General features: G+C 58.4%; 10 protein-coding genes and 2 rRNA genes. 8 read left to right on the top strand and 4 right to left on the bottom strand.

The annotated features are described in order from the left end of the window. The 5 genes from KSY82_RS01985 to uvrB all read left to right on the top strand — a co-directional run. Nucleotides 1-984, top strand: a 23S ribosomal RNA gene (locus KSY82_RS01985); the annotation flags it as partial. A 151-nt stretch (nt 985-1135) separates the two neighbouring features. After that, nucleotides 1136-1251: ribosomal RNA gene (rrf, locus tag KSY82_RS01980) — 5S ribosomal RNA — on the top strand. A gap of 192 nt (nt 1252-1443) precedes the next feature. Next, nucleotides 1444-2085, top strand: coding sequence for a dephospho-CoA kinase (gene coaE / locus KSY82_RS01975; RefSeq protein WP_217750004.1), 642 nt, complete (start codon nt 1444-1446; stop codon nt 2083-2085). Further along, nucleotides 2078-2659 carry a lytic transglycosylase domain-containing protein gene (locus KSY82_RS01970; RefSeq protein ID WP_055286971.1) on the top strand — a complete coding sequence of 194 codons (582 nt, stop codon included), beginning with the start codon at nt 2078-2080 and terminating at the stop codon, nt 2657-2659. The genes coaE and KSY82_RS01970 overlap by 8 nt, the downstream gene beginning before the upstream one ends. 51 nt (nt 2660-2710) lie before the next feature. Continuing rightward, complete coding sequence (uvrB, locus tag KSY82_RS01965) at nt 2711-4951, top strand: excinuclease ABC subunit UvrB (RefSeq protein ID WP_055286969.1); 2241 nt, start codon at nt 2711-2713, stop codon at nt 4949-4951. A gap of 65 nt (nt 4952-5016) precedes the next feature. Here uvrB and KSY82_RS01960 read toward each other — a convergent pair whose 3' ends face one another. The 4 genes from KSY82_RS01960 to KSY82_RS01945 form a co-directional block, all read right to left on the bottom strand. Continuing rightward, nucleotides 5017-6657: an NAD(P)/FAD-dependent oxidoreductase gene (locus tag KSY82_RS01960; RefSeq protein WP_217750003.1), complete on the bottom strand. Its 1641-nt coding sequence runs from the start codon at nt 6655-6657 to the stop codon at nt 5017-5019. Between the two features lie 80 nt (nt 6658-6737). After that, the gene (locus KSY82_RS01955) at nt 6738-8009 is read right to left on the bottom strand and encodes an NAD(P)/FAD-dependent oxidoreductase (protein WP_217750002.1); all 1272 of its coding nucleotides are present in this window, start codon (nt 8007-8009) and stop codon (nt 6738-6740) included. Beyond that, nucleotides 8010-8840 carry an Mrp/NBP35 family ATP-binding protein gene (locus KSY82_RS01950; protein WP_006236172.1) on the bottom strand — a complete coding sequence of 277 codons (831 nt, stop codon included), beginning with the start codon at nt 8838-8840 and terminating at the stop codon, nt 8010-8012. A 145-nt stretch (nt 8841-8985) separates the two neighbouring features. After that, nucleotides 8986-11139, bottom strand: a complete 2154-nt coding sequence (locus tag KSY82_RS01945) for an LTA synthase family protein (RefSeq protein WP_217750001.1) — start codon at nt 11137-11139, stop codon at nt 8986-8988. A 193-nt stretch (nt 11140-11332) separates the two neighbouring features. Between KSY82_RS01945 and uvrA the strand changes: the two genes are divergently transcribed. From uvrA to murJ, 3 genes are all read left to right on the top strand, one after another. Continuing rightward, nucleotides 11333-14212: an excinuclease ABC subunit UvrA gene (gene uvrA, locus KSY82_RS01940; protein WP_217750000.1), complete on the top strand. Its 2880-nt coding sequence runs from the start codon at nt 11333-11335 to the stop codon at nt 14210-14212. Nucleotides 14213-14344: 132 nt separating this feature from the next. Then, nucleotides 14345-14845 carry a Cys-tRNA(Pro) deacylase gene (gene ybaK, locus KSY82_RS01935; RefSeq protein WP_006236166.1) on the top strand — a complete coding sequence of 167 codons (501 nt, stop codon included), beginning with the start codon at nt 14345-14347 and terminating at the stop codon, nt 14843-14845. 105 nt (nt 14846-14950) lie between these two features. Then, nucleotides 14951-16531, top strand: a complete 1581-nt coding sequence (gene murJ, locus KSY82_RS01930; protein ID WP_217749999.1) for a murein biosynthesis integral membrane protein MurJ — start codon at nt 14951-14953, stop codon at nt 16529-16531. Nucleotide 16532: the final 1 nt, after the last annotated feature.

The following is a 16532-nucleotide window of genomic DNA, read 5'->3' as shown; positions in this document are numbered from 1 at the left end:
CCGTAACTATAACGGTCCTAAGGTAGCGAAATTCCTTGTCGGGTAAGTTCCGACCTGCACGAAAGGCGCAACGACTTGGGCGCTGTCTCGACCATGGACCCGGTGAAATTGCACTGGTCGTGAAGATGCGACTTACCCGCGGAAGGACGGAAAGACCCCGTGAACCTTCACTGCAGCTTGGCATTGGCCGCTGGTCCCGCGTGTAGAGGATAGGCAGGAGGCTAAGATCCGGAGGCGCCAGCCCCCGGGGAGCCGCCCTTGGAATACTGCCCTCGCGCGACCGGCGTCCTAACCCGAGGCCGTCAACCGGCTCGGGGACCGTGCCAGGCGGGCAGTTTGACTGGGGCGGTCGCCTCCTAAAGGGTAACGGAGGCGCGCGAAGGTCCGCTCGGGACGGTCGGCAACCGTCCTTTTGAATGCAAGAGTACAAGCGGGCTTGACTGCGAGGCCCACAAGCCGAGCAGGTGCGAAAGCAGGCTCTAGTGATCCGGCGGCCCCGAGTGGGTGGGCCGTCGCTCAACGGATAAAAGGTACTCCGGGGATAACAGGCTGATCTTGCCCAAGAGTCCACATCGACGGCAAGGTTTGGCACCTCGATGTCGGCTCATCGCATCCTGGGGCTGGAGCAGGTCCCAAGGGTACGGCTGTTCGCCGTTTAAAGCGGTACGCGAGCTGGGTTCAGAACGTCGTGAGACAGTTCGGTCCCTATCCTCCGTGGGCGCAGGAGAATCGATGGAGGCTGCCCCCAGTACGAGAGGACCGGGGTGGACGCACCTCCGGTGAACCGGTTGTCGACCAACGGCACGGCCGGGTAGCCGCGTGCGGCGCGGATAACCGCTGAAGGCATCTAAGCGGGAAGCCGTTCCAGGGATTAGTTCTCCTTCCGGTAAGGGCCCAGGTAGACTACCTGGTCGATAGACGGCAGGTGCAAGGACGGCGACGTCCTCAGCCGAGCCGCACTAATCGCCCGAGCTCTTCCGGAACCGCACCTCGCGGCCCGCGGGACTGAGCGCTCAGAAGCGCGGTCCGGGCACGAGGATGCCCCCGAGTCAGTCCCTTTCCTATACGCCATGCGGCCCCCAGGGCACGTAGACGAGACACCGGACACCGAAGATACGGTGGGCGCCGCCCACCGGTCAGCGGCCAGAGCATGGGGGGCACGCCCGGTCCCGTTCCGAACCCGGAAGCTAAGCCCCATCGCGCCGAGAGTACTGCGGGGTCAGCCCGTGGGAGGCCAGGGCGCCGCTGACCGGTGGACGGCACCGAGCCGTACGCTTGAATTGAGAAGGGGGAGGCCTCGCGGCCTCCCCCTTTTTTGCGTTATATACACGTTGTACTTTGGGACCTAGCTCCCCCGTATTCGCTCTTACTGTTTGGCTGTATTATGAGTTCTTCTAGTGTATTTGAGCGATAATTACTCGCATTGGCGTTAGGGAGGGCTTGATGTTTACCGTATTTGTCTTGGGCAATATTGCTTCGGGTAAGTCGACTGCCTGCCGCTATTTCGAATCTCGTGGCGCTATGCTTATCGATCTGGATGAGCTTGCAAAATCGCTGTATGTGCCGGGCTCTGATATCGTCAATACACTCGCGGATGAATTCGGTTGGGACATTTTGGATGAGGAAGGCGGCATTCGCCGCGGCATCCTCGCTTCTCGAGCTTTCGCTTCTCCTGATTCGGTCGCACGGCTCAATGGCATTGTGCATCCCGTTCTGATTGAACAGCTTTCGCTTAGGATTCTCGATCCGGTTTGTTGTACGGTTTCATCTCCCCGTTATCCCTTTGCGGTGGTCGAGGTTTCTGCTCCGACTGGTTTTGAGGATGCATTTGGCTTGGCTGATGAAATTCTGGTCATTAGCGCCCCTTTGTCAGTTCGTCGCGAGCGCGCTATTCAACGTGGCATGGAGCCATCCGATTTCGATGCTCGTTCTGCTTGCCAGCCCGTAGAGTCTGCGCTGTGCAATCTCGCTACAACGGTGATTGATAATGCCGCAGGCGATAATTCGCTCTTTGAGCAGCTTGACTCATGGCTTGCATGCCACGGGTTTATAGATACTGCGGATAAGGAGGAGACCGATGCCTAAGGCACGTTTCTTTACGTGGTATCGCGTGGCGCCACTTGCCGTTGTGTTCGTCTTCGGCCTTATTTCGCTCGTCTACTCGTGTGCTCCTGCCGCTTTCTTTAAGCCGCTGTATCCGATTGACTACGAGGCGTATGTAAAGCAATCCAGTATTTCGCATAATCTGGATCCGTATCTGGTGTGCGCTGTCATTAAGTCGGAATCGAATTGGGATCCCGAGGCCGAGTCGAATCAGGGTGCTCAGGGATTGATGCAGCTGATGCCCGAGACTGCCCAGGACATGATCGCCAAGGGCCTTGTTGACGGTGGCGAGTATTCGGCCGACAACCTTAACGATCCGGCTACGAATATCGAGTTTGGCTGTGCGTATCTTTCGTATCTTCTAGCGTATTTTAACGGGTCGACTGACAGTGCCATTGCCGCCTATAACGCCGGCATGGGCAATGTCGACGGATGGGCGCAGCAGGGTACGTCGCTTCATAATGCAATCACCTTTCCCGAGACGCAGGCGTATCTGATTCGTGTCAATAATGCCTGGGCTCGCTACAAGACCCTCTATCCCGATCGGTTCGTATAGGACTATGCCTGCCGCCTGCGTATACTGCAGATATATGAGTTAGGAGTATCCATGGCGGAATTTGAAGTAGAACGCGTTGGTGGTGAACTTAAGCGCTTTGGCGTTGAAGGCTCTGACGTGCCGTTTAAGGTCGTGTCTCCCTATGAGCCTGCCGGTTCCCAGCCTAAGGCCATTGAGTCGCTTGTGCAGGGCGTGAGGGACGGAGACCGCTATCAGGTTTTGCTGGGCGTGACTGGTTCGGGCAAGACCTTCACGATGGCAAAGACTATTGAGGCCCTGGGAAAGCCGACGCTGGTCATGGCTCCGAATAAAACGCTCGCCGCTCAGCTTGCGAGCGAGCTCAAAGAGTTCTTTCCCAACAACGCTGTGGTCTACTTCGTCTCGTACTACGACTACTATCAGCCCGAGGCGTATGTGCCGCAAAGCGATACATATATCGAGAAAGACTCCTCGATTAACGAAGAGGTCGAGATGCTGCGCCATCAGGCGACCGCGTCACTGCTCTCTCGACGCGATGTGATCGTTGTCGCATCGGTCTCGTGTATCTATGGCATTGGCTCTCCTGAGGACTATGCGGGTCTGGCTCCAAACGTCGACAAGAAGGTGCCGCTCGAGCGCGATGACTTTATCCATGCACTTATCGACATTCAATATGATCGCAATGACTATGACCTGGCACGCGGCACGTTCCGCGTGCGCGGCGATGTTGTCGACGTGTATCCGCCTTATGCCGAGCATCCGTTGCGGTTTGAGTTCTTTGGCGACGAGGTCGAGCTGATTGCCGAGATCGATGAGGTCACCGGTGAGATGCTTCGTGAGTACGAGGCCATCCCCGTATGGCCGGCATCGCACTACGTGACCGAGAAGCCGAAGGTCAAGGCGGCTCTGAAATCGATCAGCGAAGAGTGCGAGAAGCGCGTGGCGGAGCTCAAGGCGACCGACAAGTTGCTCGAGGCGCAGCGTCTGCAGCAGCGCACCGATTATGATCTTGAGATGCTCGAGACGATGGGCTTTTGCAACGGCATCGAGAACTACTCGCGTCATCTGGACGGTCGCAAACCGGGTGAGCCGCCGTTTACCCTAATCGATTACTTTCCCAAGGATATGCTCTGCATCATCGATGAGAGCCATGTGACGGTGCCGCAGATTCGCGGCATGCACGAAGGTGACCGCTCGCGTAAGGTGACGCTGGTGGAACACGGTTTTCGCCTGCCCTCGGCGCTCGATAACCGCCCGCTTCGTTTCGATGAGTTTGAGGCGAGGATTCCCCAGTTCATCTACGTTTCGGCAACACCGGGCGACTATGAGCTGCGGGTGAGCCAGAACGACGTGGAGCAGATTATTCGTCCGACCGGTCTGCTCGATCCCAAGATCGATGTGCGTCCGGTTCGTGGGCAGATTGACGATCTTGAGGACGAGATTCGCGAGCGCGTTGCCCGCAAGGAGCGCGTGCTGGTGACCACGTTGACCAAGCGCATGGCCGAGGACCTGACCGACCATCTGCTCGACGCGGGCATTAAGGTCAATTACATGCACTCTGATACGGCGACAATGGACCGTGTCGAGATCCTGCGAACGCTGCGCGAGGGCAAGATCGATGTCCTCGTTGGCATCAACCTGCTTCGCGAGGGCTTGGATCTCCCCGAGGTCTCACTGGTGGCAATTCTCGATGCCGATAAGGAAGGCTTCTTGCGCAACCGCCGTTCGCTGATTCAGACGATTGGCCGCGCGGCCCGTAACGCCGATGGCGAAGTCATCATGTATGCGGACGTTGTGACCGATTCGATGAAAGAGGCCATCGAAGAGACGCGGCGCCGTCGCGAGATTCAGATGGCATATAACGAAGAGCATGGCATCGTGCCCAAGACGGTGCGCAAGGCCATCAACGACATCTCAAGTTTTATTGCCGAGGCCGAAAAAACCGTGGGTTCCAAGGGACGCTCGAAGGGCGACTCTCTTGGCCATGGTGCATTCTATACGCCCGATGAGTCGGGCGAGGGCGGCGTGCCGGAAACGGTGGCGCCCGAGCAGACACTTGCGGAGCAGTTGGAAGAACTGCCGCATGACGAGCTTGTGCGGATTGTCGAAACCATGGAAGAGGATATGCGTAACGCTTCTGCCGCCATGGACTTTGAGGAGGCGGCGCGCCTGCGCGATGCCGTCGTTCAGATTCGGGCGATGCTCGAGGGTGCGTCTGAGGACGAGACGATCGAGCGCTTACGTTCGCAGGCCCGCAAGGGTTCCACGTTCGCATCGGGCAGAAAACGCCAGGGTGCACGGTTTAAGAAATAGCGAATAGGCCCCGAGCTCCCTGTGGAGCTCGGGGCCTATGTCTTTTGCGCGCTGGAATTCGTGCGTTAGAGGTCTGCGATCAGGGCTTCGGCACAACGGATGCCGTCGGTGGCCGCGCTCATGATGCCGCCGGCATATCCAGCTCCCTCACCACAAGGGTAGAGGCCCGGGGTCGACACGGCATGGCACGCTCGGTCTCGGGTGACAGTGACCGGTGAGCTCGAACGCGTCTCCACGCCAGTGAGGACCGCATCGGGGCGGTCATAGCCACGCAGTTTCTTACCGAGCGGGGGGATTCCCAAACGAAGCGACTCGACGATATGCTGCGGGAGGGCATCGTCGATCGCCGTCCAGGTCACACCAAGTGGATAGGTTGGTTTTACCTTTCCGGGTGCCGTGCTGGCGCGTCTAGCAAGGAAATCTCCGACGAGCTGTGCCGGTGCGTTCCAGTTGGAGCCGCCCAGGCGATAGGCGGCCGCCTCGCAGGCACGCTGGAGCTCGATGCCGGCGAGCGGGTCATCGTTGGGAAGGTCCTCAGGCGTGACGTTAACGAGCAGGGCGGCATTTGCATTGCGTCCGTCGCGGGCATTGAGACTGGCCCCGTTGACGCACAGATGGCACGGTTCTGAAGAGGCGGCGACAACCTGCCCGCCGGGGCACATGCAAAACGAGAACACGCTGCGGCCGTTGGGAAGATGGGCAACAAGTTTGTAAGGGGCCGCCCCGAGCGCTGGATGTCCCGCCGAGGCTCCATATTGGGCTCGGTCGATGTCGCGCTGCGGATGCTCGATGCGAACGCCCATGGCAAAGGTCTTTTGTACGAGGGCCACGTTGTGGTCCTTAAGGAGCTCAAAAATATCGCGAGCAGAATGCCCGCAGGCGAGGATGAGGTGCTTTGTCTCAATTGGCTCGTAAGCGGCGTCTTGGGACGATTGGACATCGATACCGGTGATGGCGCCAGACGCGTCGATGCGAATGTCGACGAGCTTCGTTCGATAACGGACGACACCTCCGAGCTGCTCGATGCGCTGGGATATAGCGGTGACAACCGTGGGAAGGATGTCGGAGCCAATGTGCGGCTTGGCATCCCACAGAATATCGCGGGGCGCACCCGCCTCGACGAAGGTTTCGAGGATAAGGCGATGGGCGGGATTTTTTGTTCCCGTATTGAGCTTGCCGTCCGAGAAGGTCCCCGCGCCGCCCAGACCAAACTGAATATTGCTCTCGGGGTCGAGGATGCGCTCCTTTAGAAAGAGGTCGATCGCCTGCGAGCGGCGAAATGCCGGGTCGCCGCGCTCGATAAGCAAGGGCTTAAGACCTGCTTCGGCGAGCGTGAGCGCAGCGAAAAGGCCGGCGCATCCGGCGCCGACAACGACAGGGCGTTCTTGAGGTGCGTCGGAGACGGGGGAGGGGAATGAAGGCTCATCGTCTTCTATCGCGCGTACGCGCGAGCGGTCACGCTCGGCAACGCTGTCGACCGCTTCTTGCTCGAGGTGGGGACTAGTCAGCTCAACACGAAAGCTCAGGATAAAATGGACGTCTCGTTTTTTGCGAGCGTCGATTGACTTGCGGTGGAGCTCGATGGACTTGATCTCGGAGTCCTTGCAACGTAGGACGCGCTTGGCGACTCGCTTGCCAACAATGAGACAGGCATTTTCATCGCCGGCTTCATCGAGCGACGCGTTGACTTGGGTGATTTCGATCATCGAGGTCTCCTTAGAGGCAAGAAAGAGGCCGTCCGGTATTCCAGACGGCCCGAATGCGTTTTTGATTATAGACTGAGCGGCTACAGGCTGCTTGCAGCGCGAATGCCCGAGAGCCAGGCCCACGCAAGGTTAAAGCCTCCGCAATCGGCGTCGATGTCGAGCGCTTCGCCGCAGACGTAAAGCGGGGCGTCGACAACGCTGCACGCGCGTAGACTGGGTGTTGAGATGCTCTCGACAGATACGCCACCACGCGTGACCTGCGCCGAGCGCTCCTCGGCTGTTCCCTCGACGAGCAACTTAAAGTGCTTGAGGACCGAGACCAGGTGGATGACATCGTTGGAGCCTGGATGGCACTGCTCGAACGCCGTGCAGACGACGCGGGAGAGTTGCGGGGCGAGCATGCCGTCGAGCCAACGGGGATCGCGGGGCGAAAAGCCGCCGAGCAGCTCGACGCGTCGGTTGAGCATATCGAGCAGCTTGTCTTTGGAGAGGTCGGGGAAAACGTCGAGCAGGATCGTATCGCCGCGCTGGATACGACGGGAGAGGTTGAAGACAGCGACGCCCGAGATGCCGAAGGCTCGAAACAGGACTTCACCGTCTTCGTGCCAGAGCTCATTATGATTGCGGGCGAGCGTCAAGCGGGCGCGGACGCGCAGGCCATCCAACGTCTTGAGTGCCGTCCGATCGCCGACGACCGTTGCCGATACGGGGCAGAGGATGGGGCGCAGCGAAGTGAGGGGGAGGCGAAACGTATCGGCGATACCGGTGGGGTTGCCGCCCGTGGCGATAATTACGGCATGTGCCTGCAGGGCCTCGTTCTTGCGAGGGACATCGGCGAGCGCTTTCCGAAGCGAGCGGAGCTCCGATTTCCGGTCGTCGTGCTTTTTTGCCTTGAGTGCCCGCGCTGGACGGTCTATTTGGAGTGTCCAGCCTTCGGAAGCTTTGTGCGCCGAGGCAACGTTGGCTCCGCAGATTAAGGTGATACCTAGGCGGTCGCAAACGTTGAGAAGCGCGTCGCGCACCGATTCGGCGCGAAGGGAGCGCGGGTACAGTCGGCCTTCCTCGGAGGTTGTCATGATGCCCAGCGAGGAGAAGAAACCCATAAGCTCTTGTTCGGGTTGGGGGCCCATGACAGATTCGACGAATGCGGGGTGGTTATACCGCTGAGGATCAATCGATTCGTTGGAGAGGTTGCAGCGGCCGTTACCGGTCGCAAGGAGCTTAAGGCCGCAGGCGACATCGCGCTCAACGATGCAGACGCTTTTGCCAGCACGTGCGGCCGTAATGGCGGCGGCGAGGCCTGAAGCCCCGCCGCCGATTACCAGGACGTCATAGAAGGCGCTCGTGTTCACTTAGGCCTCGTCGGTCTCGTGCGGGGTAATAGCCTCGACGGCAGAGACTGCCTTGGGCAACATGCCATCGGGCAGCGCGGTCTCGACCTCGCCCTTATCGCAGGCCTCGGCGAGTGCCGGATTAATGGGAAGCGTGCCCAAGATGTCAAGGTTATAGCGCTCTGCGACCTCGGGGAGCTTGCTCTTGCCAAAGACCTCGATCTTCTTGCCGCAGTCGGGGCACTCAATATAGCTCATGTTCTCGACGATGCCCAGAATGGGGACGTTCATCTTCTCGGCCATGTTGACCGCCTTGGCGACGATCATCGAGACCAGATCCTGCGGGCTCGTGACGATGACGATGCCGTCGACGGGCAGTGACTGGAAGACGGTGAGTGCGACGTCGCCTGTTCCCGGAGGCATGTCGACCAGCAGGTAGTCGATGGGGCCCCACGAGGTCTCGCTCCAGAACTGCCTAATGGCGCCCGCGATGACCGGACCGCGCCAAAGGACGGGGTCGGTCTCGTTTTGGAGCAGCAGGTTGGAGCTCATGACCTTGACGCCGTGCTCGGAGATTTCGGGCAGCATAAGGTTGCCAAGGGCATGGACGTGGCGTCCGCTCATACCGAACATCTTGGGGATAGAGGGACCGGTGATGTCGGCATCGAGGACGCCGACCTTGTGGCCGTGACGGGCAAGCTCGGTGGCGATGGCACCGGTGACAAACGACTTGCCGACACCGCCCTTGCCGGAAAGCACGGCGATGACGCGTTTGACCTCGGACAGCGTGTTCTCCTCAAATTGCGACGGCGACGTTTGTCCGCCGGCGGCCTGTGCGTGCTCGCAACCCATGCATGACTCCTTTGTATATGTTGGGGCCGGAGCCCCGTGATGTGACACGAGCGTCATTGTACCCTCGTTTGCGAGCGGGAGTCATTTGCGATGCATTTGGGCCGAGCGTGCTTGCAATACGATGGGTCCAAGCGAATGGGCGGGCTTACTGAACTTTGCTGGCGAACTCGAGGTATTGCATGCGCTGCAGCTTGTCGATCGTCGAGGCGTATGGGCTGTCTTCAGATTCCAAGTCGTAGCGCAGCCCGTCGGCACCAAGGTAGCCGGCGACATTGATGGTGGGCACATCTGACCTTGTTGCAAGCAGAGCCTTTTGATAGTCGGTGAGCGGGGCGCCGATCTTATTAAGGGTAATGGCTGCAATCTCGTTTGCCCCGACGGTGTCGTAGACGTTGAGCTCGGTATTGCCGGCGATTTCATAGTTAGCCCAGACGAAATATGTCGACTGATAGATACGGAAAGCGTGGCTTGCCGTATCTTCCTGAGGGTACAGCTCGTCGTTGAGAGTCGTTGCGGCGCTCGGCTGATGGTCGCCAAAAAAGACAAGGACAACCGGTCTGCCGATATTGCGGAGCTCGTTGATAAAGTACTCGAGGTCCCGGTCGGATGCGTTGATGCAGGTGAGATAGGTGTTGAGCGCGCTATTGGCGCCCTCGCTGGCTCCCTCGACCCAATAGTTTGTCAGCTCTTCGGCGGGAACGGTGCCGACATCGTATCCGCCATGGTTTTGCATCGTGACATCGAAGATGAACTGCGGAGCGTCGTCGGTCCTCAGCAGGTCGAGTATCTTGTCATAGGTGGCGTAGTCGCATACGCCGGCATGGTAACAGGGCGCACCTTCGAAATCGCCGATTGAAAGAAAGTCTCCAAAGCCCAGCTGCTGATAGATTTTATCTCGATGGTAGTTGACGGGGTTTTGCGGGTGCATAGCGGTAGCGGTATACCCAAGCTCCTTAAGGTCCTTTGCCAGGCTGTTGACGCCATTCATCTGATATAGCTGATAGGGGATTTTGCCTAATCCGACAAAGGCCGTTGTCGCTCCGGTCAAAAATTCGAATTCGGAGTTCGCCGTTCCGCCACCGGCGACCGAAGCGAGCATGGTGCCGCGAACAAGTGTGTCGGGAAGCGAGTTGTAGAATGCGGGGCCGGTGTACCCGGCCGCCTGGAGCTGCTCAAAGCACGAAAGGTCGCTAAAACTCTCGTTCATGACGGCAACAATCGTCGGCTTGATTTCATTGAACTGGGCAACGGCCGCCGCGCGCTGCTCGCTCGCGCCATACGTGCTGTCGTAGGTGGCGGCGAGCTCCTGCTCGATGCTCTGCGCCTCATCGGGCGTATAGTCTTCGGGCTTCTCAATGGGCAACTCGTTGACCATTTCGGTGAACGAAGTGATAAAACCCTGAGACGCATACGTGGTGATGGGCTGCCAACGGTCAAATCCAAAATTCAGCGCCTGCTCCAAGTCGATGCTGGAAAAGCCCGAGAGCCCCACAACGGTCACTAGCAGAAAAGCGCAGAGGTTGGCGGCGATTGCGGGGAAGACATGGGTGGGTGTACGGAGCTTTCTCGGTCGGATAAGCGAAAGAAGCCCCAGGGAAATCTCCAGCAGGGCTAGAGAGGTTACGATTCCGGCGGTAAAGGTAAACTCGTATCCCTCGCTCACTTCCATTGCGGTGCCAAGGGCCAAGATATCGCTTGGCAGGATGGCCTCGCCTTTAAACGTTATGACGAAGTGCTCGGCAATGCCAAGGATGCAACAGACGACGGGCGCGAGGGCCATGACGCCTCCATGACGTTGTCCCAGCAAATAAAGGGAGAGCAGAACCGTCGCGAGCAACCCGACGGAAAACCCAAATGAGTTGGCGGGAATGCGATAGAACGTTTCGTTGCAGGCAATTTCGAGTGAAACGAACGAGAGCGCTGAAACAGCGGCGATGACAAGGATGTCACGGCAAATACAGGCAACCGTTCCCGTCGCAAGATCGGTTTGGTCGATTAGTCCCGAAACCAAGGGCTCGACAAGAAGTATGACGGCGGCAGCACCGAGCGCCGAATAAGAAAGGACCCATAGGGAACTGTCCTCATTTACGAGCAATTGATTCGTAATCCATGCAGCTACCATGCCGAGCGGGATGAGGAGCGTCGCGCACCAAAAGACGCGGGCAATGGGCGGCTTTTCATTGTGTTTGATTGAAAAATACACGCGCACGACGACGGTGGCCACGATAAGGGCGGCGATGAATATGGGCAGATTGGCCATGTCACTCGAAGTGATTTCAAGGGGGATATCTTCGGTCATGGACGTTCCTCTGTTACAGCAAATTAAGTTCAGTATTAGATTACTGTAACCTTTCCACGGCATTTCGAGAAACAAAGCGCCCGATACGCAAAGCTAAAGGTCTGCGAATCTTGTATTACGAACATCTGTGCGCGTCGAGTGCGCTAAACTCATCGACAGTATGATTCGATGCAATAGGAGGCAAGGAGCTTCCATGTCTGATTCTTCTATCGTTATTCGCGGCGCTCGTGAGCACAACCTCCGTGATATCGATGTTTCCATTCCGCGTGACCAACTCGTGGTCATTACCGGTCTTTCTGGCTCGGGCAAGAGCTCGCTGGCATTTGACACTATCTATGCCGAGGGCCAGCGTCGATACGTCGAGAGCCTTTCGAGCTATGCGCGCCAGTTCTTGGGTCAGATGGACAAACCTGACTTGGATTCAATCGACGGCCTTTCGCCGGCAGTGTCGATCGACCAAAAGACGACGTCTAAAAACCCTCGCTCGACGGTTGGCACCGTAACCGAGATTTATGACTATCTGCGCCTGCTGTTCGCCCGTGTGGGCACCCCGCACTGTCCCGAATGCGGTCGTGTCATTGAGCGCCAGACGACCGACCAGGTTGCCGACAAGGTCTTGGCGGCGGGGGAGGGCCGCCGCGCGTTTGTGCTGGCACCGGTGGTGCGCGGGCGAAAAGGCGAGTACACCAAACTGTTTGAGGATCTTCGCGCCGAGGGCTTTAGCCGCGTGCGCGTTGACGGCGAAGTGCGCTCGCTTGACGATCCGATCGATCTGGACAAGAAGTTCAAGCACGATATCGAGGTCGTAGTCGACCGCATCGTGATTCGGGAAAACTCTCTGGGCCGCATCGCCGAGTCTGTTGAACAGGCGACTGCCTTGGCGCACGGCAATGTAAACGTGTACATGCTGCCCGATCGCGATGCTCCCGAGGGGACCGAGGGCGAACTGCTGGAGTATTCGTTGGCCTTGGCGTGCCCGGAGCATGGACACTCCATTGACGATCTTCAGCCGCGTGATTTTTCGTTCAACGCTCCCTATGGCGCATGTCCTGAGTGCGACGGCCTGGGCTTTAAGAAAACCGTTGATGCCGAGGCGCTGATTGAGGACCCCTCGAAGTCCATTGCCGACGGAGTCTTTGGTAGCCTGTTTGGCAATTCGAACTACTATCCGCAGATTTTTGCTGCGGTCTGCAAACACTTTAAGGTGAGCGCCGATACGCCGTGGGAGGACTTGCCCCCTCGCGTGCGTCGTGCATTCTTGGATGGCCTGGGCGATACGAAGATCTCGGTCGACTACCAAAAGCTCGACGGACGTCGTAGCCAGTGGGATACAAAGTTTTCGGGCGTTCGCAACATCCTGTACGAACGCTATGCCGAGACGACGAACGAGAACACCAAGGCGCGCCTGGAGAAGTACATTCGCGAGGAACCGTGCTCGAGCTGCCACGGCGCTCGTTTGCGCCCTGAGATGCTCGCCGTCACCGTGGGCGGCAAGTCCATTTACGAGGTTTGTTGCCTGTCGTGCCGTGAGTCGCTCGAGTTTTTTGAGGGCTTGGAACTTACCGAGCGTCAACGGTTTATCGGCGGCCGTATCGTCAAGGAAATCCTGGAGCGCTTGCGTTTTCTGGTCGATGTTGGACTCGACTATCTGACGCTCGATCGTGCCTCGGCGACGCTTTCCGGTGGCGAGGCACAGCGTATTCGACTGGCAACGCAGATCGGCGCGGGTCTCATGGGCGTGCTCTATATTCTGGATGAGCCCTCGATCGGTCTTCATCAGCGTGACAACGAGCGCCTGATCAAGACGCTCGAGCGCCTGCGCGATATCGGCAATACCGTTATCGTCGTCGAACACGACGAGGATACAATCCGTGCCGCCGACTACGTGATCGACATGGGGCCCGGCGCCGGCGTCAACGGCGGACACGTAGTCGCGGCGGGAACGCCTGCCGATATCATGGCGTGTACTGAGTCGATTACGGGCGCTTATCTGACCGGCAAACGAATGATCCGGGTGCCTGATGAACGGCGCAAACCCGGTCGCGGCTGCCTTAAAATTACGGGCGCTCGAGCCAACAACCTCAAAAACGTTACTGCCAAGATCGAGTTTGGTACGCTTACGGTTGTTACCGGCGTGTCGGGATCGGGCAAGAGCTCCCTAGTTACCGACACCATTGCGCCTGCCCTTACGAATGCTATTCACCGTTCGACGCGCCCTGTGGGTCCGTATAAGAAAATCGAGGGCATCGAGTGTATCGATAAGGTTATCGATATCGACCAGTCGCCGATTGGCCGCACGCCGCGTTCCAACCCTGCTACCTATATCGGCCTGTGGGATGATCTTCGCGCACTGTTTGCGAGTACGCCGGAGTCGAAGGCGCGCGGCTACTCGCCAGGTCGTTTCTCCTTTAATGTGAGTGGCGGGCGCTGTGAGGCGTGCAAGGGCGACGGACAGATCAAGATCGAGATGCACTTCCTTCCCGATATCTACGTTCCCTGCGAAGTTTGCGGCGGTAAACGCTACAACCGCGAGACACTCGAGGTCACCTATCGTGGCAAGACCATCTCGGACGTGCTCGACATGAGCGTTACCGAGGCGCTGGCCTTCTTTGGGAATATCCCGCAGATTAAGCGCAAGCTCCAGACGCTGTACGATGTAGGCTTGGGCTACGTGAGCTTGGGCCAGCCCGCCACGACGCTCTCGGGCGGCGAGGCGCAGCGTGTAAAGCTCGCCAAGGAGCTTCATCGACGCCAGACGGGCAAGACGTTCTATATTTTGGACGAGCCGACGACCGGCCTTCATTTTGAGGACGTCCGCCAGCTGCTCGATGTGCTGCAGCGCTTGGTCGATGCGGGCAACACGGTGCTGGTGATTGAACACAACCTTGATGTCATCAAGGTTGCCGACCGCCTGATCGATATGGGTCCCGAGGGCGGTAACGGCGGCGGAACCGTCGTGGTTTCGGGTACACCGGAGCAGGTTGCGGACTGTCCGCAGAGTTATACGGGCAAGTTTTTGGCGCCGTTGCTCAGGCGTGACCGGGAGCGCCAGGCTCAACTTGATGCTCAATAAATAGGCGATTCAGTTTATGGGCGCCATCGACTCCTTGTGATTCGATGGCGCTTGCTGTGCCGAAGTGACGTTTGCAGCCGAATTGGACATATACTTAATCCTTGCGTCCGAATGCGAGGGAAAGGATATGTCATGGCAAAGGCTGTAAAGACGCCAAAAACCAATGCGATGCGCGAGCTGGAAAGCGCTGGCATTTCCTATGTTCTACATACGTACGAAGACGATGGTGATGAGTCGGTGGGCCTGGGGGTCGCGATTTCGGAGCAGCTTGGCGAGGAGCCCGGTCAAGGATTCAAGACTTTGGTCTGCGTGACACCGTCCAACGACTATGTCGTGTGCTGTATCCCTGTTGCCGACGAGCTCGATCTAAAGTCCGCCGCGCGTGCCGCGGGGGAGAAGTCCTTGGCCATGATGCATGTGAAGGATTTGCTTGCGGCGACTGGCTACGTTCGCGGCGGCTGCAGCCCGGTCGGTATGAAAAAACGCTACCGGACGCTCATTGATGAGACATGCGTCCTTTGGGATACCATTTTTATTTCGGGAGGCAAGCGTGGTTATCAGCTCGAGCTTGCACCCGATGATTTAATTGCATTTTGCGGGGCGACGGTTGCCGCGATTACGAGAGAGGACTGAGCGATGCTGCAGGAAGAATTGAAGTGCGGAGCTCATTTTGCAAAAGAATCTGCGCCTCAGACGCCCTCATCCGAAGCTTCTTCGTCGCGAGATGACACTGACGACATGGGCTCGTCGGACTACTCCACGGTTGGTCGTTCCGCCGGGCTTATGACCGTGCTGACCATCGTGTCGCGCGTCACCGGGTTTATCCGCACGTGGGCCATGGCGGCCGCCATCGGCATGTCGCTGCTCTCGTCCTCCTATCAGGTTGCCAACAACCTGCCCAACATGCTTTACGAACTCGTGATGGGCGGCATGCTCGTTACGGCGTTTTTGCCGGTGTATATGGGTGTGAGGCGCGAGCAGGGCCGCGAGGCATCGAACGAGTATGTCGGCAACTTGCTCGGTATTCTGCTTCTGCTGCTGGGCGGTATCTCGCTGCTGGGCACCGTGTTTGCTCCCGGCTTTATTTGGACGCAGTCGTTCCTTTCGGGCGATGGCGGCAGCATGGACACCGCTGCGTTCATGTTCCGCTTCTTTGCTATCCAAATTCTGTTTTATGGCTTGGGCTCGGTGTTCTCGGGCGTTCTCAACGCACATCGCGACTACTTCTGGTCGACGTTTGCCCCGGTTCTCAACAATGTCATCGTTATCGCCAGCTTTATGGGCTTTGCGCCCGTGTCTGCACAATTTGGCGAGCAGGTCGGTATTATCTTGATCGCAGCTGGTACGACCCTCGGCGTCTTTGTCCAGATGGCCTGCCAGATTCCCGCGCTTGGCAAGCATGGCGTGCGTCCTCATATCCATATCGACTTTAAGGACCCCGCGCTGCGACAGACGATTGCGCTTGGTATCCCGACGCTGCTCGCCACGGTGTGCATGTTTGTCTCGACTTCCATTACCAATGCCGCCGCGCTGGTGGTGCAGCCCGAGACCGGCCCTTCCGTCATCGCATATGCGCGCCTGTGGTACACGCTGCCCTATGCGCTGATCGCCGCCTCGCTTTCGACGGCACTCTATACCGAACTCTCTCACGATGCACAGGAGAAGGATTACGACAGCGTCCGCACGGGCATTTCGCGCGGTGTCGCCCAGATGCTCTTCTTCCTGATTCCGTTTGCGATGTACCTGATCGTCTTCGCCCGTCCGCTCAACATGATCTACTGCGCCGGCAAGTTCGATGAATCCGGTGTGGCGCTGGTGTCGGAGTTCCTTATCTATCTGGCACTTTCCCTGCCGCTCTACGGCGTGGTCGTGCTGATGCAGAAGAGCTTCTCGGCCCTGCTCGATATGAAACCTTATAGCCGCTATTGCCTGTACTCCGCTATCGGTCAGGCCGGTTCGGTGCTGCTGTTTGGCGTGGTGCTGGGCTACGGTATGCCGGCAATTGCGCTTTCGTACGTCGTTGACTACGTGGTCTTGGTCGGATGCTCACTGTGGTGGCTGCGCCGTCGTCTGCATGGCCTTCAGGTCAAGTCTATCCTGCACGGCGGTTTCTTCGGCCTGTTGTTCGGTGGCTTGGGCGCTGCCGCGGGCGCCGGCGTCATGTGGGCACTTGAGCACTTTGTCGGAATGCTTGGCAGCTCGATCCTCATTACCCTGGGCTACGTTTGTGTTGCAGGCGTCGTCTCGCTCGCCGTGACTTTTGGCCTTGCCTTCGTCTTTAAGATGCCCGAGGTCTCCGCGCTGCTTCGTCGCAAGTAGG

It is taken from the genome of Collinsella aerofaciens, assembly GCF_019131995.1.
GTDB classification, from domain to species: Bacteria; Actinomycetota; Coriobacteriia; order Coriobacteriales; family Coriobacteriaceae; genus Collinsella; species Collinsella aerofaciens_S.
Note: the sequence above shows the minus strand (reverse complement) of the source record. Positions and strands in the feature narration are given on the sequence as shown.